This window comes from Streptomyces sp. NPDC012935, assembly GCF_042900345.1.
Classification (GTDB): domain Bacteria; phylum Actinomycetota; class Actinomycetes; order Streptomycetales; family Streptomycetaceae; genus Streptomyces.
The window spans coordinates 613707-637617 of the sequence record NZ_JBIBBC010000001.1; the positions used below are offsets into that span (position 1 = coordinate 613707).

Genomic DNA, 23911 nt, shown 5'->3' on the forward strand with positions numbered 1-23911 from the left:
CGGTGACACAGGTGGTGAATAGGCTCCGGACAGACTTCGGGCCCCTACGACTTGGAGCTTTCGTGCACCGCAGATTCATGGCGCCGGGCGCACTGGCGGCCGCCTCGCTGATGCTGGCGATCCCGGCGTCGGCCGCGAGCCACTCCCCCGGTGCTCCGGGCATCGGCGACCCCTACTACCCGGCCTACGGCAACGGCGGATACGACGTCTCCCACTACGACCTCCGGCTGAAGTACCAGCCGGCCACGGACGAGCTGGAGGGGACGGCGACCCTGCTGGCGAGGACCACGCAGGATCTGTCCCGGTTCAATCTGGACTTCCTGCTGGACGTCAGCGAGGTCCGGGTCAACGGCGCGAAGGCGTCGTTCGCGACCTCGGGCGAGCACGAGCTGGAGATCACGCCGAAGAAGCCGCTGGCCAAGGGCACGGACGTCACCGTGGTCGTGCGCTACCGCGGCGTGCCCTCGTCGAAGGAGGCGTACGGCTTCACCAGCTGGCACCGCACCCCGGACGGCGGAGTCGGGGCGAACGAGCCCGAAGCCGCCTGGTGGTGGTTCCCCAGCAACGACCACCCGCTCGACAAGGCGACGTACGACGTCTCGGTGCTGGTCCCGGACGGCACGCAGGCCATCTCCAACGGCACGCTTCACTCGACGAGTTCACGCCTGGGCTGGACCCGGTACAACTGGCGCTCCGACAAACCGCAGGCGACGTATCTGGCCACGCTCGCCGTCGGCCGGTTCGACGTGACCACGGGGACGAGCGAGAGCGGCATTCCGGTCATCAACGCCTACAGCAAGGACCTGGGCGCCAATGCCGGCGCGGCGCGGGCGAGCATCGAGCGGACCGGGGAGATCGCCGACTGGCTGACCGGGCACTTCGGGCCGTATCCCTACAACGCCCTCGGCGGGTATGTGCCGAACACGAAGACCGGGTACGCGCTGGAGACGCAGACCCGGCCGTTCTACAGCCCGTCGAACTTCGCGAACGGGACGAACACCTCTGTCGTCGTCCATGAGATCGCCCACCAGTGGTACGGCGACCTGGTGTCCGTGAAGGACTGGAAGGACATCTGGATCAACGAGGGGTTCGCCCGCTACGCACAGTGGCTGTGGTCGGAGCACGAGGGTGAGGGGACGGCGCAGGAGATCGCCGACTACGTGTACGCCTCGCGGGCGGCCGACGACGCGTTCTGGACGGTCAAGCCCGGGGATCCGGGGCCGGAGAAGCAGTTCCACATCGCGGTCTACGACCGGGGTGCGCTGACCTTGCAGGCGCTGCGCAACGAGATCGGGGACGAGGCGTTCTTCGCCATCCTCAAGGGCTGGACGCAGAAGTACGCCTATGGCAACGCGTCGGTGGCCGACTTCCGGCGGTACGCCGAGCAGGTGTCCGGTCAGCCGCTGGCGGCGCTCTTCGACACATGGCTGTTCGAGCCGTCGAAGCCGGCCGCGCCGGCGGCACGCGCGGCGTCGATCGCCAGGTCGGGCACGGATCTGGTGCAGCCGAAGTCCTGGAAGAAGATCGCGGCGACGAACGGCGTGCACGAACACTGACGTCCTGGGGCGTCCTATGAACCCTCGAACGCGGAGGCGCGCTCGAGGAGTTCGTCCCGGCCCATCGGTGCCGTCTGCGTCGACGGCACCGTGCAGGCATGGGCGCCGGCCACCGCGCCGTACAACGCGCATCGGTGCGGTGGCTCGCTGGTGAGCCTGCCGTAGAGGAAGGCGGCCGCGAAGGCGTCACCGGCGCCGTTGGAATCGACCACGGGGGCCGCGGGCCGGACCGGCGGGACGTGACTGAGCTCGCCGTCGGTCAGCAGATGGGCGCCCTCGGCTCCGGCCGTGGCCACGACCACCTCGGCCCTCCCCCGCTCGGCGATCCGGCGCATGGTCCGCACGGGGTCGTCCAGGGCGGCCGTCGAGAGGAACACGACGTCAGCCGCGTAGGCGAACGACTCGTGGTACGGGTTCTCGCCGTCCCAGTTGTGCAGGTCGGTCGAGAGCGTGACACCGGCCGCGCGGAGGGTGGGCAGGGCGTGGGCGCACGGTTGGGTGATGGAGACATGGGCATGGCGGCTCGCGTCGGCGAGGGCCCGGACCGTCCCTTCCGGCAGGCGGTCCTCGGCGTATCCGCGGCTCGTGTCGTAAAGGGACAGTCGCCGTCCGTCCGGCCCGACCAGGTTGACCGCGCGCTTGGTGCCGGCGGGCTGCGGGATCGCGGTGAGGGCGATGCCGTGCTCGCGGTGCAGGGCACGGACGAGGTCGCCCTCGGGGTCATCGCCGAGGAAGTCGACGTGATGGGTGCGCAGCCCGAGGCTGCTCAGGCCGACGGCCACGAAGTCCCCGGTCTGCCCGGCGCGGGTGCGGATCCCTGAGTCGATCATGTAACTGTCGGCGTACGGGAGCGGCAGCTCGGGGACGTACACGATGGTGTCCACCCCGGCGCCGCCCAGGACGAGGACGTCGGTGTCGCGGCTCAACTCAGGACCCCCCGGTCGTGAACGGTTCTCTCGCCGCAGGCCCCCAGGACAGCGGGTGCCTGCGGGTCGTACGTGGCTGATCGCGCAGTTCCCCGCGCCCCTGTGGGGCGCGTCCGTGACCGCATGACGACAAGCTCTCGGCCATCACCTTGACGAGCATGCCCAACGGAACGGTGGCGTCACCCCGGACATCCGTGATCTCCGACATGACGCCACCGTAGATGCCGCCTCTGACAACGGCCTTCGGACTACTTCGTGAGCTCGGTCAGCTCCTGGTCCTCCGCGCGGTTCGCCCTGCGGCGGAGCGCGTACCAGCCGGCGACCAGCATCGCGGCGATCACCGGGATGAGGAGGAGGGTCTTGCGGCCGACCTCGGGGTCGTTCCACATCATGCCGAGGCAGGCCAGCAGGAAGACGATCGTGGCGATCTCCGTGACCGGGCTGCCGGGCAGGCGGAAGTGCGGTCGGTCCACCAGGCCCGCCCTGGCGCGGCGGACGAAGATCAGGTGGCAGATCATGATGATCACCCAGGTCGAGATGATGCCGAGGGAGGCGACGTTCAGCACGATCTCGAAGGCCTGGCTGGGCATGAGGTAGTTCAGGCCGACGCCGAGGACGCACACCGCGCAGGTGAGCAGGATGCCGCCGTAGGGCACCTGGCTGCGGTTCATGCGCGCCGTGAACTTCGGGGCGGAGCCCGCCATCGCCATGGAACGCAGGATGCGGCCCGTCGAGTAGAGGCCGGAGTTGAGGGAGGACATCGCCGCCGTCAGGACCACCAGGTTCATCACGTCGCCGGCTGCCGGAACACCGATCTTCGACAGGACCGTCACGAACGGGCTCTGGTCGGCCGAGTAGACCGAGCCCGGCAGGAGCAGGGCCAGCAGGACGACCGAGCCGACGTAGAAGACGCCGACGCGCCACATGATCGAGTTCACCGCGCGCGGGACGACCTTCTCCGGCTCGGCGGTCTCGCCCGCCGCGACGCCGACCAGCTCCAGTGCGGCGTACGCGAAGATCACGCCCTGCATGACCAGGACGACGGGCATCATGCCGTGCGGGAAGACGCCGCCGTTGTCGGTGATCACGCTCAGGCCGGGCGTCGTACCGCCCACCTCCTGCTGAGTGGCCAGCAGGAAGATGCCGACGAACATGAAGGCCACCAGCGTGGCGACCTTGATGATCGCGAACCAGAACTCCATCTCGCCGAAGATCTTCACCGAGATCAGGTTCACCGCCAGGACCACCGCCAGGGCGATCAGGGCGAGCACCCACTGCGGGATGTCCGTGAACAGACTCCAGTAGTGGGTGTAGAGCGCGATCGCGGTGATGTCGGCGATGCCGGTGGTCGACCAGTTCAGGAAGTACATCCAGCCGGCGACGTAGGCGCCCTTCTCACCGAGGAACTCGCGCGCGTACGACACGAAGGAGCCCGAGGAGGGGCGGTAGAGCACGAGCTCGCCGAGGGCCTTCACCACGAAGAAGGCGAAGATGCCGCAGACCAGGTAGGCGATCGCCAGCGCCGGGCCCGCGTTGTGGAGGCGGCCGCCGGCGCCGAGGAAGAGGCCGGTGCCGATGGCCCCGCCGATGGCGATCATGTTGACGTGGCGGGCCTTGAGGTCCTTGCTGTAACCGGCGTCGCCCGCATCCGCGGGCACCTGGGCCGCGTCGGTGCGGGGTGCGGCCACTGCCGTGTTCACGGCGTCCTTGCTCACGGGTGGTACCACTCTCTGGTGCGCCCGAGCGGATTGCGCTCGGGTGGCCGGACGTGCGTATGGCCTGTGCGCTGGATAAGTGCACAGACCAAGGGCTCACCTTCCCCCAGGAAACCCGGCTCATGCGGTGGCGGAGGTCACACAGCGTTACATCTCACACGGTGATGCCGCCGCGCCCCACGAGTCGCCGGAGGTGTCACAGCACCGGTGAGACAGCGATACTGCTGCACATGACGACCGGCACCGAGGAGACGACCCTCACGATCGACGAGCTGGCCGCGCGGGCGGGTATGACGGTCCGCACGGTGCGGTTCTACGGCACCAAAGGGCTGCTGCCGCCTCCGGTGCTGGGTCCGCGCAGAGTGGGCCACTACGGCCGCGAGCACCTGGCCCGGCTGGCGCTCATCGAGGAGTTGCAGCAGCAGGGCATGACGCTCGCCGCGATCGAACGGTATGTGCAGCAGCTGCCGCCCGATCTGGACGCCCATGACCTCGCCATCCACCGGGCCGTGGTGGCCTCCTGGGCGCCGGACGCCGTGGAGACGGTGACGCGGCCGGAGCTGGAGCGCCGGGCGGGGCGGGCGCTCGGCGACGACGACGTGGAGCGGCTGGCCGCGATGGGTGTGGTGAAGCCGGACGACGGCGCCGACGGCTACCGCGTCGACCTCGGACTGCTGCGGCTGGGCGTCGGGCTGCTGGACGTACCGCTGTCGCAGGAGGCGATCCTCGCGGCGCGCAAGGTGCTCATCGAACACTCGCGGTCCGCCGCGCACGAGTTGGCGCAGCTCTTCCGCGGCGAGGTTTCGCAACGCGCCGCGCAGGACGTGAAGTCACTGTCCGCACATATGCAACCTCTGGTGGTGCAGGCCCTTTTGACGACCTTTCAGCGCTCCCTGCGCGAGGAGCTGCGGGACTGGCTGGGCGGCGTCTCAGAGGAAGGACGATCCGCCTGACACGTTGAGCGTCTGCCCGGTCAGGAAGCCGCTGCCCTCGTCGACGACGTAGAGCAGCGTCGACACCAGGTCGGACGGTGCCTGCGCCCTCGGCACCGCCTGCGGGTCCCGGACGGGCTCGAAGCCGCCGTCCGCACCCGCCCTTTGCTCGGCAGGAGCCGTGCGGATCGCGCCGGGCGCTATGGCGTTGACGGTGATGCCGTACGGCGCGAGGGCCGCGGCGAGGGAACGCGTGAAGCCGATCAGGCCCATCTTCGAGGCGACGTACGGGACCATCGTGGGCGGTGGGGTGAGTACGGCCGCCGAGGCGATGTTGACGATCCGGCCCCAGCCGGCCGCCTTCAGGTACGGCAGCGCGGCCCGGGTCACCAGGAACGGCGCCTCCAGGTTGACGCGCATGATCCGGCGCCACTCCTCGACCGACGTCTCCTCGAAGGTGCTCTCGGGCTGGACGTCGGCATGGTTGACGACGACGTGCAGCGTGCCGAACCGGTCGATGACGCGCTCCAGTCCCCGGCACACCTGGGTCTCGTCCGTGACGTCGGCCGTCAACTCCACGTAGTCCAGGATCTTTCCGGCGGTCTCCGGCTGCGGAACGCGGTCGAGACCGGCGACCCGGTACCCGCGTCCGGCGAGCGCGACGGCGAACTCCTGCCCCAGGCCCTGTGCCGCTCCGGTCACCAGTGCGGTACGCGTCTCCATGAGGCGAGTGTGATGAGCCGTCAGTAACCCGGCAAGGGGGCCTGTGCTCCCCAACAAGCCTTGCGGAAGAGGCAGTTCCCCGAAGGGACTGATCCCCTTGCGGCGCGGGGTGGGTAGGGGCGGCGGGGCGGAGAAGTTGCCCCGCCGCCCCCGGCGTCACGCGTCCCCGGCGTCACTCGTCCCCGAAGCGCTCCCCCTTCTCCGCCTTCTCGACCAGCAGCACCGGCGGCGCGAACCGGTCGCCGTACTGCTCCGCCAGCTCACGCGCGCGGGCCGTGAAGCCGGCGACGCCGCCCTCGTAGCCGTTGATGTACTGCAGGACGCCGCCCGTCCAGCCGGGGAAGCCGATGCCGAAGATCGAGCCGATGTTGGCGTCGGCGACCGACGTCAGGACGCCTTCCTCCAGGAGCCGGACCGTGTCCAGGGCCTCGGAGAACAGCATGCGTTCCTGCATGTCCCGGAACGGGATCCGGGTGCCCTCGCGGGTGAAGTGCTCGCGCAGGCCCGGCCAGAGGCCCACCCGCTTGCCCTCCGCGTCGTAGTCGTAGAAGCCCGCTCCCCCGCTGCGGCCCTCGCGGCCGAACTCGTCGACCATGCGGTCGATGACGGCCTCTGCGGGGTGGGACGTCCAGACGCCGCCCGCCTCCTCCACGGCCCGCTTCGACTCGTTGCGGATCTTGCGCGGGAGGGTGAGCGTCAGCTCGTCCATGAGGGACAGGACCTTGGCCGGATAGCCCGCCTGGGCCGCCGCCTGCTCCACCGACGCGGGCTCGATGCCCTCGCCGACCATCGCCACGCCCTCGTTGATGAAGTGGCCGATGACGCGGGAGGTGAAGAAGCCGCGGGAGTCGTTGACGACGATCGGCGTCTTGTTGATCTGCCGGACCAGGTCGAACGCGCGGGCCAGCGCCTCCTCGCCGGTCCGCTCGCCCTTGATGATCTCGACGAGCGGCATCTTGTCGACGGGCGAGAAGAAGTGCAGTCCGATGAAGTCGGCCTGGCGGTCGACGCCCTCGGCCAGCACCGTGATCGGCAGGGTCGAGGTGTTGGAGCACAGCAGCGCGTCCGGCTCGACGATGCCCTGGATCTCCTGGAAGACCTTGTGCTTGAGCTCGGGGTTCTCGAAGACGGCCTCGATGACCGCGTCGCAGCCGGCCACGTCCTGCGGATCGGCCGTCGGTGTGATGCGGGCCAGCAGCGCGTCGGCCTTCTCCTGCGTCGTACGGCCCCGCGAGACCGCCTTGGCGCACAGCTTCTCGGAGTAGCCCTTGCCCTTGACGGCGGCTTCCAGCGCCACGTCCTTCAGGACGACCTCGATGCCCGCGCGGGCGCACGAGTAGGCGATACCGGCGCCCATCATCCCGGCGCCCAGGACGGCCACCTTGCGGACCTTGCGGGGTTCGATGCCCTTGGGGCGGTTGGCGCCGGAGTTGACGGCCTGGAGGTCGAAGAAGAACGCCTGGATCATGTTCTTGGAGGTCTGGCCCGCCGCCAGCTCCACGAAGTAGCGCGCCTCGATGACCTGTGCGGTCTCGAAGTCGACCTGGGAGCCCTCGACCGCGGCCGCGAGGATGTTGCGCGGGGCCGGGTAGGGGGCGCCGGCCGTCTGCTTGCGCAGGTTGGCCGGGAAGGCGGGCAGGTTGGCCGCGAACTTGGGGTTGGCGGGCGTGCCGCCGGGGATCCTGTAGCCCGGCCGGTCCCAGGGCTGCTGCGATTCGGGGTGGGCCACGATGAAGGCGCGGGCCTTGGCGAGCAGTTCCTCCTGGGTGGCGGCCACGTCGTCGATCAGGCCGTTCTGCAGGGCGCGCTGCGGGTTGTACTGGGTGCCCTGGAGGAGGACCTTCAGCAGGGCGTCGGCGATGCCGAGGAGGCGGACGGTGCGCACGACGCCGCCTCCGCCCGGGAGCAGGCCGAGGGTGACCTCGGGGCAGCCGATCTTGGAGCCGGGCGCGTCGAGGGCGATGCGGTGGTGGCAGGCGAGAGCGATCTCGTAGCCGCCGCCCAGGGCCGCGCCGTTCATCGCGGCGACGACCGGCTTGCCGAGGGTCTCGATGCGCCGCAGCTGGCGCTTGATCGCCATGCCGCCCTCGAAGAGGTCCTGCGCGGTGTCCGGTGTGACGCGGATCAGGTCGCGCAGGTCGCCGCCGGCGAAGAAGGTCTTCTTGGCGGAGGTGATGATGACACCGCGGATGGTGTCCTTCTCGGCCTCCAGCCGGTCGGTGATGACTGCGAGGGAGTCGCGGAACGCCTGGTTCATGGTGTTCGCGGACTGGTTGGGGTCGTCGAGTACGAGGGTGACGACGCCTTCGCGGTCCTGTTCCCAGCGGATGGTGGTGGACTCAGTGCTCATGTGGAGGTGCTCCGTGTGATCCGTCGGGAGGGGGTCAGATGCGCTCGACGATCGTGGCGATGCCCATGCCGCCGCCCACGCAGAGCGTGGCGAGGCCGTACCGCTTGTCCTGGCGCTCCAGTTCGTCGACGAGCGAGCCGAGGATCATCGCGCCGGTCGCGCCGAGCGGGTGGCCGAGGGCGATCGCGCCGCCGTTGACGTTGACCTTGTCCAGGGACAGGCCCATGTCCTTCACGAAGCGCAGGACGACGGCCGCGAAGGCCTCGTTGATCTCGACGAGGTCGATGTCGTCGATGGTCAGCCCGGCCTTGGCGAGCGCCTTGCGGGTCGCGGGGGCGGGGCCGGTGAGCATGATGGTGGGCTCGGAGCCGGAGACGGCGGCGGAGATGATGCGGGCGCGCGGGGTGAGGCCGAATCGTTCGCCGACCTCCTTGTTGCCGATCGCGACGAGCGAGGCGCCGTCGACGATGCCGGAGGAGTTGCCCGCGTGGTGGACGTGGTCGATCTTCTCGACCCAGTGGTACTTCTGCAGCGCGACGGCGTCGAAGCCGCCCAGGTCGCCGATGTCGGCGAAGGACGCCTTCAGCTTGGCGAGCGAGTCGGCGGTGGTGCCCGGGCGCATGTGCTCGTCGTGGTCGAGGACGACGAGGCCGCTGCGGTCCTTCACCGGGACGACGGAGCGGTCGAAGCGGCCTTCCTTCCAGGCCGTCGCCGCCCGCTCCTGGGAGAGCGCCGCGTACTCGTCGACGTCGCGGCGGGAGAAGCCCTCGATGGTCGCGATCAGGTCGGCGCCGATGCCCTGCGGCACGAAGTTGACGGCGAGGTTGGTCATCGGGTCGTTGAACCAGGCGCCGCCGTCCGAGGCCATCGGCACCCGGGACATGGACTCCACGCCGCCCGCGAGGACGAGGTCCTCGAAGCCCGAACGGACCTTGGCGGCGGCCATGTTCACGGCCTCGAGGCCCGACGCACAGAAGCGGTTCTCCTGCACGCCGGCGACCGTGTCCGGCAGCCCGGCGGCGATCGCGGCGATGCGGGCGATGTCGGAGCCCTGGTCGCCGACCGGGCCGACGACGCCGAGCACGATGTCGTCGATCGCGGCCGGGTCCAGGGCCGGGAAGCGGTCGCGGATCTCGTGGATGAGGCCGACGACCAGGTCGATCGGCTTGGTGCCGTGCAGGGCGCCGCTCGCCTTGCCGCGGCCGCGCGGGGTGCGGATCGCGTCGTACACGTACGCTTCGGTGCTCACTGGGAAGCCTTTCGGGGATGAGGGTCAGCCGAGCAAAAAGGAGACTCAGCCCAGCAGGGAACGGCCGATGATCTCCTTCATGATCTCGGTCGTCCCGCCGTAGATGGTCTGGATACGGCCGTCGGTGAAGGCCCTGGCGACCGGGAATTCGCTCATGTAGCCGTAGCCGCCGTGCAGTTGCAGGCAGCGGTCGGCGACCCGCTTCTGCAGCTCGGTCGCCCACCACTTGGCCATGGAGGCGTGCACGGCGTCGAGCTCGCCGTTGTCGTGGTCCGCTATGCAGCGGTCGAGGAAGGTGCGGGTGACGGCGCACTCGGTGGCCATCTCGGCGATCTCGAACCGGACGTGCTGCTTGGTGGCCAGCGGCCGGCCGAAGGCCTCGCGTTCCTTGACGTACTCGGTGGTGATCTCCAGCAGGTGCTCGGCGGCGGCGATCGCGGAGACCGCGATGCTCAGCCGCTCCTGCGCGAGGTTCGTCATCAGGTGGACGAAGGCGCCGTCGAGGTCGCCGAGGAGGTTCTCCTTGGGCACGCGGACGTCGTGGAAGAACAGCTCGGCCGTGTCCTGCGCCTTCTGGCCGATCTTGTCGAGGTTGCGGCCGCGCTCGAAGCCCTCCGTGCCGCGCTCGACGACCAGCAGCGACAGCCCGTGCGCGCCGCCCTCGGGGGTCGTCTTCGCCACCACGATCACCAGGTCGGCGAGGATGCCGTTGGAGATGAACGTCTTGGAGCCGTTGAGGACCCAGTGGTCGCCGCGGTCCTCGGCGTGGGTGCGGATGCCCTGGAGGTCGGAGCCGGCGCCGGGTTCGGTCATGGCGATGGCCGTGATCAGGGTGCCGTCGCAGAAGCCGGGCAGCCAGCGCCGCTTCTGCTCATCGGTGGCCAGCGAGGTGAGGTAGGGGCCGATGATGTCGTTGTGCAGGCCGAGCGCGAGGCCCGGAGCGCCCGCGCGCGTGAACTCCTCCGCGAGGACGGCGCTGTAGCGGAAGTCGGGAGTGCCGCCGCCTCCGTACTCCTCGGGTACGGCGAAGCCGAGCAGGCCCTGCTTTCCGGCCGCGCGCCAGGCGTCACGCGAAACGATGCCGTCCTGCTCCCACTGCGCGTAGTACGGCAGCACCTCCCTGGCCAGGAAGCTGCGCACGGTCGCGCGGAACGCGTCGTGCTCGGGGGCGAAGATCTGCCGCTTCATTCGAGGCCCTCCATACCGGCGTCCTCCACATCGAGGCCCTTCATCAGGTCGGGTACGTCCCAGTCGCGTGCCACGTCCGCGGTGTCGGCACCCGGCTGGGCGGGTCCGGTGCGTACGGCGGTGGGGGTCGCGGAGAAGCGGGGCGCGGGGGCGGGCTGGGTGATGCCGCCGTGGTCGGTGAAGGTGCCGCGGGCCGCCAGGTGCGGGTGGTGCGGGGCCTCGCTCAGGGACAGCACGGGCGCCACGCACGCGTCGGACCCCTCGAAGACGGCCGTCCACTCGTCCCGGGTACGGGCCTTGAAGCGGGCCGCGACAGCCTCGCGCAGCTCGCCCCAGCGGGCCCAGTCCTTGCGCGCGCCGGCGTGTTCGGGGATCTCCAGAAGCGTCACGAACTCGTCGTAGAACTGGGGCTCCAGCGCGCCGACGGCCATGTACTGCCCGTCGGCGGTCTCGTAGGTGCCGTAGTACGGGCAGCCGCCGTCCAGGAGGTTCGCGCCGCGCCGGTCCTGCCAGCCGCCGGCGGCGAGCATGCCGTGGATCATCGCGGCCAGGTGGGAGGTGCCGTCCACGATGGCGGCGTCGACGACCTGGCCGCTGCCGGTCGCGCGCGCGTGGTGGAGGGCGGCGAGGACGCCGACGACGAGGTAGAGGGAGCCGCCGGCGTAATCGCCGACCAGGTTGGCGGGGACCGCCGGTGGTTCGTCGGGGCTGCCGATCATGCCGAGGGTGCCGGTGAGCGCGATGTACGCGATGTCGTGGCCGGCGCGCTGGGCGAGCGGCCCCTCCTGGCCCCAGCCGGTCATACGGCCGTAGACGAGGCGGGGGTTGCGGGCGTGGCAGGCCTCGGGGCCGACGCCGAGGCGCTCGGCGACGCCGGGGCGGTTGCCTTCGATGAGGATGTCGGCGCGGGCGGCGAGGTCGAGGACGCGGGCCGCGCCGTCGGCGGACTTCAGGTCGACGATCACGGAGCGCTTGTTGCGGTTGGTGATGTCGTACTCGGTGTTGATGGCGAGTCCCGTGCCGCCGGGCCGGTCCACGCGGACGACGTCGGCGCCCAGGTCGGCCAGGAGCATGGCGGCGAAGGGACCGGGCCCGATCCCGGCCAGCTCGACCACGCGCACGCCGGTGAGCGGGCCGTGCCCGGGCGTCGTTGCCGTTGTCATCCTGCCCCCATTGGCGTGACACAACTGATGTAACACCAGTGATGCTAAGAACGTGTTCCAGCGGACACAAGACCTGACGAGCAAGCGCTTAGCCAATTTACCGGCCGGTCTCCCTGCCGGTCACCGTCCTATCGGGTCAGTCGCGTCCGTCCAGCTCCGCTATCAGCCGTTTCGGCGCGATCACCCGGTAGCTCTCCTCCACCCAGTCGCACAGCAGCTCCGCCGCCGGGGCGCCCTTCTGCTCCAGCGGGATGCTCACCCAGCCCGACTTGCCCAGGCCGTAGCCGGCGGGCTCGGCACCCGGGCAGGTCAGGGCGTGGGCGTGGGCCGACTCGTCCTTGAGCTTCACCGTGACGCCCATCGGATAGCTGCCGTCGGCGACTCCGAGGAAGACGAACACCTTCTTGTTGACCTTCGCGACCGACTCGCCCCACGGGAACTCCTCGACGGCGCCCGGCATCCCGAGGGCGAACTCGCGTACTTTTTCCCACTTCTTCAGGGCAGTCCTGGGCACGGCCACCGCTAACCTCCGGGCTCGTCGTCGGGCTCCGCACCCCTCACGCTAGCCTCGGCCACCGACAACGGCGCGTGCTGCGAGACCGAGGGGTGTCATGACCAGGCTGGACAGGACGGATCGCCCGTACGACATCGTGCTCTTCGGAGCGACGGGATTCGTCGGGATACTCACCGCGGAGTACCTGGCCGCGCATGCGCCCGAGGGGTTGCGCTGGGCGATCGCCGGTCGCAGCAAGGAGAAGCTGGAGCGGCTGCGCGACCGGCTTCCGGACGGCGGCAAGGGGGTCGGGCTGCTGGAGGCGGACGTCTCCGATCCGGCCTCGATGCGCCACCTTGCCGAGCAGGCGCGCGTGGTGGCCACGACGGTGGGCCCCTATGTGACGTACGGCGAGGACCTCGTGGCGGCCTGCGCGGACACCGGCGCCGACTATCTCGATCTGTCCGGTGAGCCGGAGTTCGTGGACCGGACCTACGTCCGGCACGACGCACGCGCGCGGGAGACGGGTGCGCGGCTGGTGCACGCCTGCGGTTTCGACTCCGTCCCGCACGATCTGGGCGCGTACTTCACCGTCCAGCAGCTGCCGGCGGGCGTGCCGCTGACGGTGGACGGATTCGTGACCGTCGATGCCACCTTCTCGGGCGGTACGTTCGCGTCGGCGCTGAACCAGTTCGCGCGCGGGCGCCAGATGCTCGCCGCCGCGCGTGATCGTGCCCGGCACGAGCCGCGGCTGATGGGGCGTCGGGCGCAGGCACCGACGGGCACGCCGCGGTTCGCCAAGGAGGTCGGCGCGTGGGCGGTGCCGCTGCCGACGATCGACCCGCAGGTGGTCAAGCGGTCCGCGCGGGCCCTCGATCGCTACGGCCCCGACTTCCGCTACCGCCACTACGCCGCCGTCCGGCATCTGCCCATCGCGCTCGGCGGCGTCGCGGCGATGGGCGGGCTCTTCACGGCCGCCCAACTGCCGCCCGCCCGGCGCTGGTTGTCCGACCGGCTCAAGCCGGGCGAGGGGCCCGGCCCGGAGAAGCGCGCGAAGAGCTGGTTCTCCGTCCGCTTCGTGGGTGAGGGCGGCGGCCGGCGGGTCTTCACCGAGGTGTCGGGCGGGGACCCGGGGTACGGGGAGACGGCGAAGATGTTCGCCGAAGGGGCCCTGTCTCTCGCCTTCGACGACCTGCCGCCGACGGCCGGTCAGGTCACGACGGCCGTGGCGATGGGAGACGCCCTGATCGAGCGGCTTCGGTCGGCGGGGATCACCTTCCGGGTCGCAGCCACCCGCTGAACCGATCCTGCAACCGTCCCCCACTCCTAGAGCGGCCACCCCGCGATCGTGTAGATCATCCCGACGATCCAGCCGAGCCCGGCCAACGTGGCGAGTACCAGCGCGGCCGTCACGGCACGTTCGACGGGGCGGTCGGGGTCGGCGAGGGGCTTGGGGGAACGGTGCGTTGCCATGGGGCTCAGCCTGCCGATGACCCCGTGGGGCTGACATCCGTACGGGTACTCAGACGATGTACTCAGCCCGCGGGCTCGGTTGTCGTCAGTCGTGGGCAGGGAGGTTGTCGCCCCCGCCGCCCCTACCCGTCCCGTCCCTGGGGGCTGCCGCCCCCAGACCCCCGCTGTCGGCCTGAACGGCCTCGTCCTCAAACGCCGGACGGGCTGAATGGCCTGGACCGGCATTGACCGGACGGGCTGAATGGCCTGGGCCGGCATTGAGAGGTGAAGCCCGGGCACCTCGCTGCCCCGGCTCCACTGACCCCTGGCGGCCCTGCGCCACCGCGGCTTCGATCTCTGGCCTTCGGACCGGGCCCTCCGCCGCTGCCGTGAGCACCCGCCCGGCCCACGCCACGGGCCGGCGCCCGAACAGGTACCGCCCCCTTGGTCTAAGCCCTCGTACCGGTCGCCTCCTTCAACGCCCGTCGGCACAAACCGTCCGCCCTGCGCGTCGTCTCCGGCAAGCGGTACTCGGGGGTCAGTGCGAGGGTGTGGGCGCAGGCGTTGGTGAGGGTCACGCGGTGGCCGACCGAGACGAAGACCGGCTTGACGGCTTCACGGGTGCGCAGAGCTCGGCCCACCTCCTCGTCGCCTGCCAGGAGGGGCGCGGACGAGCCGCGCGCGGGGGCGGGGTCGTCGTACGTGAAGGTGAACGGGTTCTTGGCGACGCCGATCGTGGGCAGGCCGGTGAGGACGCCGAGGTGGCTGGCGAGGCCGAAGCGGCGGGGGTGGGCGAGGCCGTAGCCGTCGCAGACCACCAGGCCGGGCGGGCAGGGCAGGGCGTCGAGGGCGGCCAGCACCGTCGGGATCTCGCGGAAGGCGAGCAGACCGGGGACGTACGGGAAGGAGATCCGGCCGACGGCCGTGGACTCTGCGACGACCTCCAGAGTCGCGGCGTCCAGCACGACCGCCGCTGCCGCCACCACGTCCCGCTCGTCGTCGTAGGCCACGTCGACGCCGGTCACATGCCCGGATCCGGGCGGTGGCCCCGGCTCGTCGAGCACCACCCTTTCGCACAGCTCGTCCTGGACGGCGCGGGCTTCTTCCTCGGTCGCGGGCCAGCCCGCGGGGATGGGTACGGTCGTCATGGTGGGCACGAGCGTACGGCGAGGGGGCCCGCCGCCGTCGGCCCAGGGGTAGGCTCGCGATCATGTTCGTGCTGGAGCTGACGTACACCGCACCGATCGAGGCCGTCGACGCCGTGCTGGAGGCGCATGTGGCGTGGCTCGACGAGCAGTACGAGAGGGGCCATTTCCTGGCGTCCGGGCGCAAGAACCCCCGCGACGGCGGGGTGATCCTCGCCGTCGCGGGGGACCGGGCCCTGATCGAGGAGATCGCCGCGACCGACCCGTTCGTAACGGCCGGGGTCTGCGCCTACCGCATCACCGAGTTCTACGCGACCAAGACGGCGCCGGAACTCGAGCGGTACCGCGAGACGTCGGACTGAGCCTCACTTGTTGCCCAGCGCCTGCTTGAGCTGGGTTTTGTTCATGTCCGAACGGCCGCGGATGTTGCGCTGCTTGGCCTCCTCGTAGAGCTGGTCGTAGGTGGGCCCCTGGGAGCCCTTGCCCGACCGCTGCCCACCCCGCTTGCCGGAGGACATGTCCTGGGTCGACGTGCGGCTGGCGGTCTTCGACTCGCCGGACCGGGCGCGCTCCTTGTTCACCGTGCGCGCCGCGATCTCCTCGGCCCGCCCGGTGCTCTCGCCCCGGTCCTGGGCGCTCTGCTTGATGTGCTCGTACTGGCGTTCCCGCTTGGGGCTCGAACCGCGTGGCATGTCGGGTCACTCCTCTCGCAGTCCGCGCCCGAGTACCCACAATTCGCCGTCAGCTCTCCAGCCGTGCGACCCGGCCCTTCTCCCCCGCCGCCCAGCACCCCAGGTCCGGCGTGCAGTCCACGGTGTCGTACGACCCGGTGTCGACGGTCCGCCAGGTGCGTCCGCCGTCGGTCGTCAGGTCGGTGCCGGTGGGGCCGACGGCGAGGGCGGCGGTTCGGCTGTGCGGGAGCCAGGCGACGCCGGAGCGGTAGGCCTGCACCGGCTGCGCGGCGGGCTGCCAGCCGGCGCCCCCGTCGCCGGAACGGGCGGCCGCTCGCGGGGAGGACTGGTCGGGGCGGTAGTCGCCGCCGACCGCGAGGCCGTGGGTGCGGTCGCGGAACGCGAGGGCGAAGACGCCGCGGGCCGGATCGCCCGCCGGGATCGGCGCGTCGGCGGCCGTCCAGGTCAGCCCCCGGTCGCGGGAGTGCAGCACACGCGCGCGTGCCGCCCCGCCGGTGGCCAGCCAGACGTCCTCGGGCCCGGAGCTCACAAGGCACTGCCCACTCGCCGCGAAGCCTGCCTCGCCCTCCTGCGCCGCGGGCATGCCGGCGCTGGGCAGCACCTTCCAGGAGCGGCCGCCGTCGCTGGTGGACAGGATGCGGAACCTGCCGTCCACCGGGTCGCTCATCGCGAGGCCGTGGCGGCGGTCGAAGAACGTCATGCAGTCGTAGAAGGCCCGCGCGTCGGTGTTGCGGAAGGACTCGGTCCAGGTGGCGCCGCCGTCATCCGTGCGGTACACGCGGGACGCCTCGCCCTCCCCGATGGCCAGCACCACCGCGCGGCGCGCGTCGAACGCCTCGATGTCCCGGAACTGCAGTTCGGCGGCGCCCGGCGGCGAGACGTTCCGCCAGCTCGCGCCGCCGTCGGTGGTGCGCAGAACGGTGCCCCCGGTTCCGGCCAGCCACGCGATGTCGCGGCTGACGGCGGACAGCCCCCGGAAACGAGCCTCGGGTGTGCCGCTGTCCTTGGCTTCCCAGTGCGGGGCCCGGCTCTGCGGCCCGTGCGCCTGTGCCGGTGCGGCTGTCAGTGCGGCGAGCGCCGCCCCGCAGGCCACCCCCGCGGCCACTGTCCGAAATGTATGCCCTACCCGTCGCGTGCTCCCCGAACGCCTCATGGCGGGCGAAGCTAGCCGACCGCCACGGCGCCGTCCAGATGGCCACGTCCGCCACAGAGACCCCGGACGAGAGCAGACGACCACATGTGACTTTCCCGGCACTGCAGGGCGAACGCACCACTCCCGCGCATGAAGGCGGTGACAGAGGTCACTCGACCTTCGTGTGCACGGATTGGCTGATTCCGTCGTCTCTACCAGTGCCCGTCTCGTCCGCCCGGATGTTCGTCCAGCCGTCACAAGGGAGCAAGGCGTTGTCCACCGTAATCGAGCAGCCCGTCGAGGCCCGTCTCGTCGCCGCCGCGCCGCGGATGCCGAGCATTCCGGCCACCCTTCACTACGACCGCCGCGACCCGTTCGCCGTGCGCATGACCTTCCCGGCTCCGGCCACCCTGGAGGGCGTGGAGGTCTGCTGGACCTTCAGCCGCGAGCTGCTCCTGGCCGGCCTCGAGGCACCCGAGGGCCACGGCGACGTCCGTGTGCGGCCGTACGGCTACGACCGCACGGTCCTGGAGTTCCACGCCCCCGAGGGCACCGCCGTCGTGCACATCCGCTCCGGCGAGATACGGCACTTCCTGCAGTCCACGAGCGAACTGGTGCCGCTCGGCCTGGAGCACCTCCAGCTGGACCTGGACCACGACCTGGCGGAGCTGATGCGGGACGCCTGCTGAGGCGTACGCACCACCGGGCGTTCCACACCGAGCGCGCCGCACGGCCTGCGGCGCGTTAATTGCGTTGACACCCTCTCCGTCCCCTCCTAGCGTTTACAGCGGTCCTGTTGCCGTCGATTGGAGAAGGACGTTGCTCGTCTGAGGTCCTGAGACACCGCGTCACACACCTGAAGTGTGTGTGCGCAGCGTGCGACCTCGGCATTCGAGCCGTCCTCCGGAAACAGGGCTTTTCTCATACCCCTCCCGAGGCCTCCCCGCCGGTCGCCGGTCGCCGGTGTCTCGAAACGCGTTTGCCCTTGATCGCTTCGAGCATCCGCGGAGGCCCGCATGTCTACTTCCATCACCTGTACGTCCCTTTCCTTCACCTGGCCCGACGGCAGCCCCGTCTTCGAGGGCCTCGACGTCGCGTTCGGCCCCGGCCGTACCGGGCTCGTCGGCATCAACGGGTCAGGGAAGTCAACCCTGTTGAAGCTGATCGCCGGTGAGCTCGCCCCGGCCGACGGCGCCGTACGCGTCGCGGGCGAGGTCGGCTACCTCCCGCAGAACGTCACCCTCGACACCGGCCTGAAGGTCGACGAGGCGCTCGGCATCGCGGACCGGCGGGCCGCACTGCACGCCATCGAGGCGGGCGACGTGGCCGAGAAGCACTTCGAGACCGTCGGCGACGACTGGGACGTCGAGGAGCGCGCCCTCGCCACCCTCGGCGAACTCGGGCTCGGACACGTCGAGTTGGACCGCACGATCGGCGAGGTGTCGGGCGGCGAGTCGGTGCTGCTGCGGCTGGCCGCACTGCTGCTGCGCCGCCCGGACGTCCTGCTGCTGGACGAGCCCACCAACAACCTCGACCTGTACGCGCGCAGGCGGCTGTACGCGGCCGTCGCGTCCTGGCCGGGGGTGATGGTGGTCGTCAGCCACGACCGTGAACTCCTGGAACTCGTCGACCAGATCGCCGATCTGCGCTCCGGCGAGGTCACCTGGTTCGGCGGCAACTACTCGGCGTACGAGGAGGCGCTCGCCGTCGAGCAGGAGGCGGCCGAGCGCATGCTGCGGGTCGCAGAGGCCGACCTGAAGAAGCAGAAGCGCGAACTGGTCGACGCTCAAGTCAAGTTGGCCAGGCGAAAGCGGTACGGGCAGAAGATGTGGGACCAGAAGCGTGAGCCGAAGATCGTCATGGGGGCGCGCAAGCGGGCGGCACAGGAGTCCGCCGGCAAGCACCGCATCATGCACGAGGAGAAGCTCGCCGAGGCCAAGGAGCGGCTCGACGACGCGGTGGACGCCGTACGGGACGACGACGAGATCCGCGTCGACCTGCCGTACACGGCCGTACCGCCGGGCCGTACCGTGCTCACGCTGATGGACCTGGAGCTCGTGTACGGCGCGCGCGTCGCCGGTGGCTTCGATCTGCGCGGACCGGAGCGGATCGCGCTGATCGGGCGCAACGGTTCGGGCAAGACGACGCTGCTGCGGACGATCGCCGGGGAGCTGGAGCCGGTTGCCGGTGAGGCGACGGCCCATGTGCCCCTGCGGTTCCTGCCGCAACGGCTCGATGTGCTGGACGGGGAGCTGAGCGTCGCCGAGAACGTGGCCCGGTTCGCGCCGGGCGCCACCAACAACCGGGTCCGGGCGCGGCTGGCCCGCTTCCTGTTCCGGGGCGCCCGCGCCGACCAGAAGGCGGCGACGCTGTCCGGCGGCGAACGCTTCCGGGCGGCGCTGGCCGCGCTGATGCTCGCCGAGCCCGCACCCCAGCTGCTGATGCTGGACGAGCCGACGAACAACCTGGACATGGCGAGCGTCCGGCAGCTCACCTCGGCCCTGGAGTCGTACGAGGGGGCGCTGATCGTGGCCAGTCACGACCTGCCGTTCCTGGAGTCGATCGGCATCACGCGCTGGCTGATGGTGGAGGACGGAGAACTGAAGGAAATCACGCCAGAAGCTGTCGGGTATCCCGCCTAGCTTCGACTGCATGGCCGACTTCATGCCCGATTTCATCACCATCACCGGAGCCAGGGAGAACAACCTCAAGGACGTCGCTCTCCGTATCCCGAAAGGCCGGCTGACCGTGTTCACCGGCGTTTCGGGATCGGGGAAGTCGTCGATCGTCTTCGACACGATCGCGGTCGAGTCGCAGCGCCAGCTGAACGAGACCTTCACGTGGTTCGTGCGCAACCGGCTGCCCAAGTACGAGCGGCCGCACGCCGAGGCGCTGGAGGACCTCTCACCCGCGATCGTCGTCGACCAGCGGCCGATCGGGGGCCACTCCCGGTCCACGGTCGGCACGATGACCGACATCTACTCGGTGATCCGGGTGCTGTTCTCCCGGCACGGCACCCCGAGCGCCGGGCCGGCGACCGCGTACTCGTTCAACGACCCCTCCGGCATGTGCCCCGAGTGCGACGGCCTGGGCCGGACCGTACGGCCGGACTGGGACCGCATCCTCGACCCGGACCGTTCCCTGGGCGACGGGGCGGTCCGCTTCCCGCCGTTCGCGGCGGGCACCTGGCAGGGGCAGGCGTACACCAACAGCGCCGAACTCGACCCGCACAAGCCCGTCAGGCGCTTCACCGCCGCCGAGCGGGAGTTCCTGATGCACGGCCGCCCGGGCAGCAAGGTCACCGTCAACGGCACGGGCGGCACCTGGACGACCGACTACGAGGGGCTGGCCACCCGCTTCGAGCGGCTGTACCTGAAGCGGGACCTGTCGGCGATGAGCCAGAAGACCCGCGATCTGGTGCGGGAGTTCCTGGCCGAGGGCACCTGTCCGCTCTGCGACGGGGCCCGCCTGAACGCGGCGGCGCTCGCGACCCGGATCAACGGCATGAACATCGCCGAGTGCGCGCGTATGCAGGTCAGTGACCTGATCGCGGTACTGAAGGACATCACCGACCCGGTCGCCGGACCGATCGCCCGGGCCGCCGTCACCGCACTCGAACGCATCGACGCCATCGGCCTCGGCTACCTCAGCCTCGACCGCGAGACGTCCACGCTCTCCGGCGGCGAGGGTCAGCGCCTGAAGACCGTGCGCCACCTGGGCTCCAGCCTCACCGGCATGACGTACATCTTCGACGAGCCCAGCGTCGGACTGCATCCGCGTGACGTGGGCCGCCTCGGTGATCTGCTGCTGCGGCTGCGCGACAAGGGCAACACGGTGCTGGTCGTCGAGCACGACCGGGACGTCATCGCGCTCGCCGATCACGTCGTCGACATGGGGCCGGCGGCGGGAGCGGGCGGCGGAGAGGTCGTGTTCGAGGGGACGCCGGACGAACTGGCCGGGTCGGGCACGGTGACCGGGCGGTGCCTGGGTCGCCGTACCGCGATCAAGGAGGACGTACGAACGGCGGACTCCGGGCTCTGGGTGAAGGGTGCCCAGCGGCACAACCTGCGGGACGTGACGGTGGAGTTCCCGAGCGGGGTGCTCACCGTGGTGACCGGTGTCGCCGGGTCCGGAAAGAGCACGCTGGTCGCGGAGTTCACCGAGGCGCACGCCGGTGCCGTGGTCGTGGACCAGTCGTCGATCGGGATCTCCGCGCGGTCGACGCCGGCGACGTATCTGGGGATCATGGACACGGTACGGAAGATCTTCGCGCGCGAGACGGGCGCCGAGCCGGGGTTCTTCAGCTTCAACTCGACGGGCGCGTGCAGCACGTGTGAAGGCCGCGGGATCATCTACACCGACCTCGCCTTCATGGACCCGGTGACGACGACGTGCCACGACTGCGAGGGGCGCCGCTTCAAGGACGAGGTGCTGCGGCTGACCGTCGACGGCAACTCCATCGCGGACGTCCTGGGGATGACGGCCGAGCAGGCACTGGAGTTCTTCCAGGACTCGGGCGTACGGCGCAGGCTGCGCGCCCTGCGGGAGGTGGGGCTGACGTACCTTTCGCTCGGCCAGCCGCTCTCCACCCTCTCCGGCGGCGAGCGGCAGCGCATCAAGCTGGCGACGCGGCTGCACAAGGAGCCGGAGGGGCGCGCCGGAGGCGCGAGCTCGAGCGCGCGGAGGCCCGAAGGGCTGAGCACGGTCGAGCTCTCGACACCGGCTGGAGCGCCCCGGAGGCGACGCGACAAGAACAGCACCGGAGCGGTGTACGTCCTCGACGAGCCGACGACCGGGCTGCATATGTCGGACGTCGACGGGTTGCTCGGACTGCTGGACCGGCTGGTCGACACGGGCAACACGGTGGTGGTCGTCGAGCACAACCTGGACGTCGTGGCGCACGCCGACTGGATCATCGACCTGGGGCCGGACGGTGGCCGGGACGGAGGCCGGGTGATCTTCGAGGGAACCCCGCAGCAGCTCCGCAAAACCCACGGGTCCTTCACCGCGGAGCATCTCAGGAGGGCCACAGCCTGACCGCAGGGGTTTTGTGCGGGCCCACGGGCCCTGCATCATGGCGGATCGGTGCCCCATGCATCAGGGGCGCCGAACCCTGCCATCGATCCGGAGATCCCGTCGTGCCCAGCAAGAAGGCCCTCGTCCGCCGCCCGAGCCCGCGCCTCGCCGAAGGGCTGGTCACGCACATCGAGCGCGAGAAGGTCGACTTCGATCTCGCGGTCGAGCAGTGGGAGGCGTACGTGGAGGCCCTGGGCACGCACGGCTGGGAGACGGTCGAGGTGGACCCGGCCGACGACTGCCCCGACTCGGTGTTCGTCGAGGACACCGTCGTCATGTACAAGAACGTCGCGCTGATCACCCGGCCCGGTGCCGAGTCCCGGCGCGCCGAGACCCTCGGCGTGGAGGAGGCCGTGGCCTCGCTCGGCTGCTCCGTGAACTGGATCTGGGAGCCGGGCACGCTGGACGGCGGCGACGTGCTGAAGGTCGGCGACACGATCTACGTCGGCCGGGGCGGCCGTACCGACGCGGCCGGTGTCCAGCAGCTGCGGGCCGCGTTCGAGCCGCTGGGGGCACGGGTCGTGGCCGTGCCGGTGAGCAAGGTGCTGCACCTGAAGTCGGCGATCACGGCGCTGCCCGACGGAACGATTCTGGGCCGCATCCCCCAGCTGGACGCGCCGTCGCTGTTCCCGCGCTTCCTGCCGGTGCCCGAGGAGTCCGGGGCGCACGTGGTGCTGCTCGGCGGCGAGAAGCTGCTGATGGCCGCCAGTGCGCCGAAGACGGCGGAACTGCTCGCCGATCTCGGCCACGAGCCCGTTCTGGTCGATATCAGCGAGTTCGAGAAGCTCGAAGGATGTGTGACATGTCTCTCGGTACGGATGCGGGATCTGTACGCCTGACCGACTGAGTGCTGCACTCGTTCAGCCCCGGGACCTGCGGGTCACCGGGGCGTTTCGCACACCCGTGACCCTCTCGACGGAACGGGGCTGATCAGCGGTCTTTACGTCGCCCTTAACCTACGGCTACGTAACCTACGGTTTCGTAGCCTACGATTCCGTAGGTTCCCGGCAACCGCTCGCCGGTCACCGTTTCCTGTGTTGTGCGTCCCCCTGGAGTTCCCGTGACGATCGCTTCCCCTCACCTTGGCAGCCCCGCCGTCTGGACCGACGCCCGCCTGCTTCACGCGTTGGAGGAAGTTGTCGAGAACGAACTCAACCGGCATCTGAAGGTCGCCAAGGACTGGATGCCGCACGAGTACGTGCCGTGGAGCGACGGCCGCAACTTCCCCGGCCTCTTCGAGGACGGCGAGGCCTGGGACAAGGAGCAGTCCAAGGTCACCGAGATCGGCCGCATCGCCCTGATCGTGAACCTCCTCACCGAGGACAACCTCCCCAGCTACCACCACGAGATCGCCTCGCTCTTCGGCCGCGACGGCGCCTGGGGTACCTGGGTGCACCGCTGGACCGCCGAGGAGGGGCGGCACGGCATCGTGATGCGCGACTACCTGCTCACCTCGCGCGCGGTGGACCCGGACAAGCTGGAGCAGTTCCGGATGTCGCACATGAGCGAGGGCTTCGAGTCGGACAACCGGCACTCGATGCTGCACTCGGTCGCCTACGTCGCCTTCCAGGAGCTGGCGACCCGCATCTCGCACCGCAACACCGGCCACCAATCGGGTGACCCGGTCTGCGACCGCATGCTGGCGCGCATCGCGACCGACGAGAACCTGCACATGATCTTCTACCGGAACCTGCTGAAGGCCGCGTTCGAACTCGCCCCCGACCTCACGATGCAGGCCGTGCGGGACGTGGTGGTCAACTTCCGCATGCCCGGCCACGGCATCCCCGGCTTCGAGCGCGCCGCCGCGCAGATGGCCATCGGCGAGGTCTACAACATGCGCATCCACCACGACGACGTGCTCCAGCCCGTCCTGCGCTTCCTGAAGATCATGGAGATCGACGGCCTCGGCCCCGAGGGCCAGAAGGCCCAGGAGGAGCTGGGTCTGTACATGGGCGGCCTGGACGCGGAGGCCGTCAAGTTCGACGAGAAGCTGGCGGCTCGCAAGGCCCGCATGGCGGCTCGCGCCGGGGCCTGACGGGGCCTGACGGGACCGACTGAGGCCGGCCGATTGAGCCCATCCGGCTGATGCCGCGGGCTGCGACGGTCGCCGCAGCGACGC

At 70.3% G+C, this 23911-nt stretch carries 21 protein-coding genes; 9 read left to right on the top strand and 12 right to left on the bottom strand.

Going from position 1 to position 23911, the window contains the following annotated elements:
* The first annotated feature begins 62 nt into the window (after positions 1–62).
* The gene (locus tag ACFY5C_RS02700; protein WP_389439617.1) at positions 63–1556 is read left to right on the top strand and encodes a M1 family metallopeptidase; all 1494 of its coding nucleotides are present in this window, start codon (positions 63–65) and stop codon (positions 1554–1556) included.
* Between the two features lie 14 nt (positions 1557–1570).
* On the opposite strand, the gene ACFY5C_RS02705 is transcribed toward ACFY5C_RS02700, so the two are convergent.
* Both ACFY5C_RS02705 and ACFY5C_RS02710 read right to left on the bottom strand, forming a co-directional pair.
* The gene (locus ACFY5C_RS02705; RefSeq protein ID WP_389439619.1) at positions 1571–2482 is read right to left on the bottom strand and encodes a PfkB family carbohydrate kinase; all 912 of its coding nucleotides are present in this window, start codon (positions 2480–2482) and stop codon (positions 1571–1573) included.
* Positions 2483–2730: 248 nt separating this feature from the next.
* Positions 2731–4197, bottom strand: a complete 1467-nt coding sequence (locus ACFY5C_RS02710; protein ID WP_389439621.1) for an amino acid permease — start codon at positions 4195–4197, stop codon at positions 2731–2733.
* A gap of 230 nt (positions 4198–4427) precedes the next feature.
* Between ACFY5C_RS02710 and ACFY5C_RS02715 the strand changes: the two genes are divergently transcribed.
* The gene (locus tag ACFY5C_RS02715) at positions 4428–5150 is read left to right on the top strand and encodes a MerR family transcriptional regulator (RefSeq protein WP_389439623.1); all 723 of its coding nucleotides are present in this window, start codon (positions 4428–4430) and stop codon (positions 5148–5150) included.
* Here the strand turns inward: ACFY5C_RS02715 and ACFY5C_RS02720 are convergent.
* The 6 genes from ACFY5C_RS02720 to ACFY5C_RS02745 all read right to left on the bottom strand — a co-directional run bounded on the left by ACFY5C_RS02720 (position 5127) and on the right by ACFY5C_RS02745 (position 12322).
* Entirely contained in the window at positions 5127–5852 is a 726-nt protein-coding gene (locus tag ACFY5C_RS02720) for an SDR family NAD(P)-dependent oxidoreductase (RefSeq protein WP_389439625.1), read from the bottom strand. The two genes, ACFY5C_RS02715 and ACFY5C_RS02720, sit on opposite strands and share 24 nt — an antisense overlap.
* 172 nt (positions 5853–6024) lie before the next feature.
* Positions 6025–8202, bottom strand: coding sequence for a 3-hydroxyacyl-CoA dehydrogenase NAD-binding domain-containing protein (locus ACFY5C_RS02725; protein WP_389439627.1), 2178 nt, complete (start codon positions 8200–8202; stop codon positions 6025–6027).
* A 34-nt stretch (positions 8203–8236) separates the two neighbouring features.
* Positions 8237–9451: an acetyl-CoA C-acetyltransferase gene (locus ACFY5C_RS02730; protein ID WP_389439629.1), complete on the bottom strand. Its 1215-nt coding sequence runs from the start codon at positions 9449–9451 to the stop codon at positions 8237–8239.
* A 45-nt stretch (positions 9452–9496) separates the two neighbouring features.
* Positions 9497–10639: an acyl-CoA dehydrogenase family protein gene (locus tag ACFY5C_RS02735; RefSeq protein ID WP_389439631.1), complete on the bottom strand. Its 1143-nt coding sequence runs from the start codon at positions 10637–10639 to the stop codon at positions 9497–9499.
* Positions 10636–11802: a CaiB/BaiF CoA transferase family protein gene (locus ACFY5C_RS02740; protein ID WP_389439633.1), complete on the bottom strand. Its 1167-nt coding sequence runs from the start codon at positions 11800–11802 to the stop codon at positions 10636–10638. Before ACFY5C_RS02740 ends, ACFY5C_RS02735 begins: the two co-directional genes overlap by 4 nt.
* A gap of 136 nt (positions 11803–11938) precedes the next feature.
* A complete protein-coding gene (locus ACFY5C_RS02745) occupies positions 11939–12322 on the bottom strand; it encodes an MmcQ/YjbR family DNA-binding protein (protein WP_389439635.1) in 384 nt (127 codons plus the stop codon).
* A gap of 91 nt (positions 12323–12413) precedes the next feature.
* Here ACFY5C_RS02745 and ACFY5C_RS02750 point away from each other — a divergent pair, with 91 nt between their 5' ends.
* Positions 12414–13595, top strand: coding sequence for a saccharopine dehydrogenase family protein (locus tag ACFY5C_RS02750; protein ID WP_389439636.1), 1182 nt, complete (start codon positions 12414–12416; stop codon positions 13593–13595).
* Between the two features lie 26 nt (positions 13596–13621).
* On the opposite strand, the gene mmpA is transcribed toward ACFY5C_RS02750, so the two are convergent.
* A complete protein-coding gene (mmpA, locus tag ACFY5C_RS02755; RefSeq protein ID WP_328877944.1) occupies positions 13622–13768 on the bottom strand; it encodes a morphogenic membrane protein MmpA in 147 nt (48 codons plus the stop codon).
* Positions 13769–14196: 428 nt separating this feature from the next.
* The gene (locus ACFY5C_RS02760) at positions 14197–14895 is read right to left on the bottom strand and encodes an endonuclease V (RefSeq protein ID WP_389439638.1); all 699 of its coding nucleotides are present in this window, start codon (positions 14893–14895) and stop codon (positions 14197–14199) included.
* Between the two features lie 62 nt (positions 14896–14957).
* Here ACFY5C_RS02760 and ACFY5C_RS02765 point away from each other — a divergent pair, with 62 nt between their 5' ends.
* Positions 14958–15254, top strand: a complete 297-nt coding sequence (locus ACFY5C_RS02765) for a YciI family protein (protein WP_389439640.1) — start codon at positions 14958–14960, stop codon at positions 15252–15254.
* A 3-nt stretch (positions 15255–15257) separates the two neighbouring features.
* Here the strand turns inward: ACFY5C_RS02765 and ACFY5C_RS02770 are convergent, their stop codons facing one another.
* Complete coding sequence (locus ACFY5C_RS02770) at positions 15258–15584, bottom strand: plasmid stabilization protein (RefSeq protein WP_328877947.1); 327 nt, start codon at positions 15582–15584, stop codon at positions 15258–15260.
* Between the two features lie 49 nt (positions 15585–15633).
* A complete protein-coding gene (locus tag ACFY5C_RS02775) occupies positions 15634–16737 on the bottom strand; it encodes a WD40/YVTN/BNR-like repeat-containing protein (protein WP_389439642.1) in 1104 nt (367 codons plus the stop codon).
* A gap of 251 nt (positions 16738–16988) precedes the next feature.
* Between ACFY5C_RS02775 and ACFY5C_RS02780 the strand changes: the two genes are divergently transcribed.
* The 5 genes from ACFY5C_RS02780 (at position 16989) to ACFY5C_RS02800 (ending at position 23827) form a co-directional block, all read left to right on the top strand.
* The gene (locus ACFY5C_RS02780) at positions 16989–17405 is read left to right on the top strand and encodes an SsgA family sporulation/cell division regulator (protein WP_389439644.1); all 417 of its coding nucleotides are present in this window, start codon (positions 16989–16991) and stop codon (positions 17403–17405) included.
* Positions 17406–17732: 327 nt separating this feature from the next.
* Positions 17733–19358 (top strand): ABC-F family ATP-binding cassette domain-containing protein, encoded by a 1626-nt coding sequence (locus ACFY5C_RS02785; RefSeq protein WP_389439646.1) that lies wholly within the window; start codon positions 17733–17735, stop codon positions 19356–19358.
* Positions 19359–19380: 22 nt separating this feature from the next.
* Positions 19381–21753, top strand: a complete 2373-nt coding sequence (locus tag ACFY5C_RS02790; protein WP_389440667.1) for an ATP-binding cassette domain-containing protein — start codon at positions 19381–19383, stop codon at positions 21751–21753.
* Positions 21754–21854: 101 nt separating this feature from the next.
* Entirely contained in the window at positions 21855–22631 is a 777-nt protein-coding gene (gene ddaH / locus ACFY5C_RS02795; protein ID WP_389439648.1) for a dimethylargininase, read from the top strand.
* A 221-nt stretch (positions 22632–22852) separates the two neighbouring features.
* On the top strand, positions 22853–23827 hold the full coding sequence (locus ACFY5C_RS02800) for an acyl-ACP desaturase (RefSeq protein WP_389439650.1): 975 nt from the start codon (positions 22853–22855) through the stop codon (positions 23825–23827).
* The last annotated feature ends 84 nt before the right edge of the window (positions 23828–23911 follow it).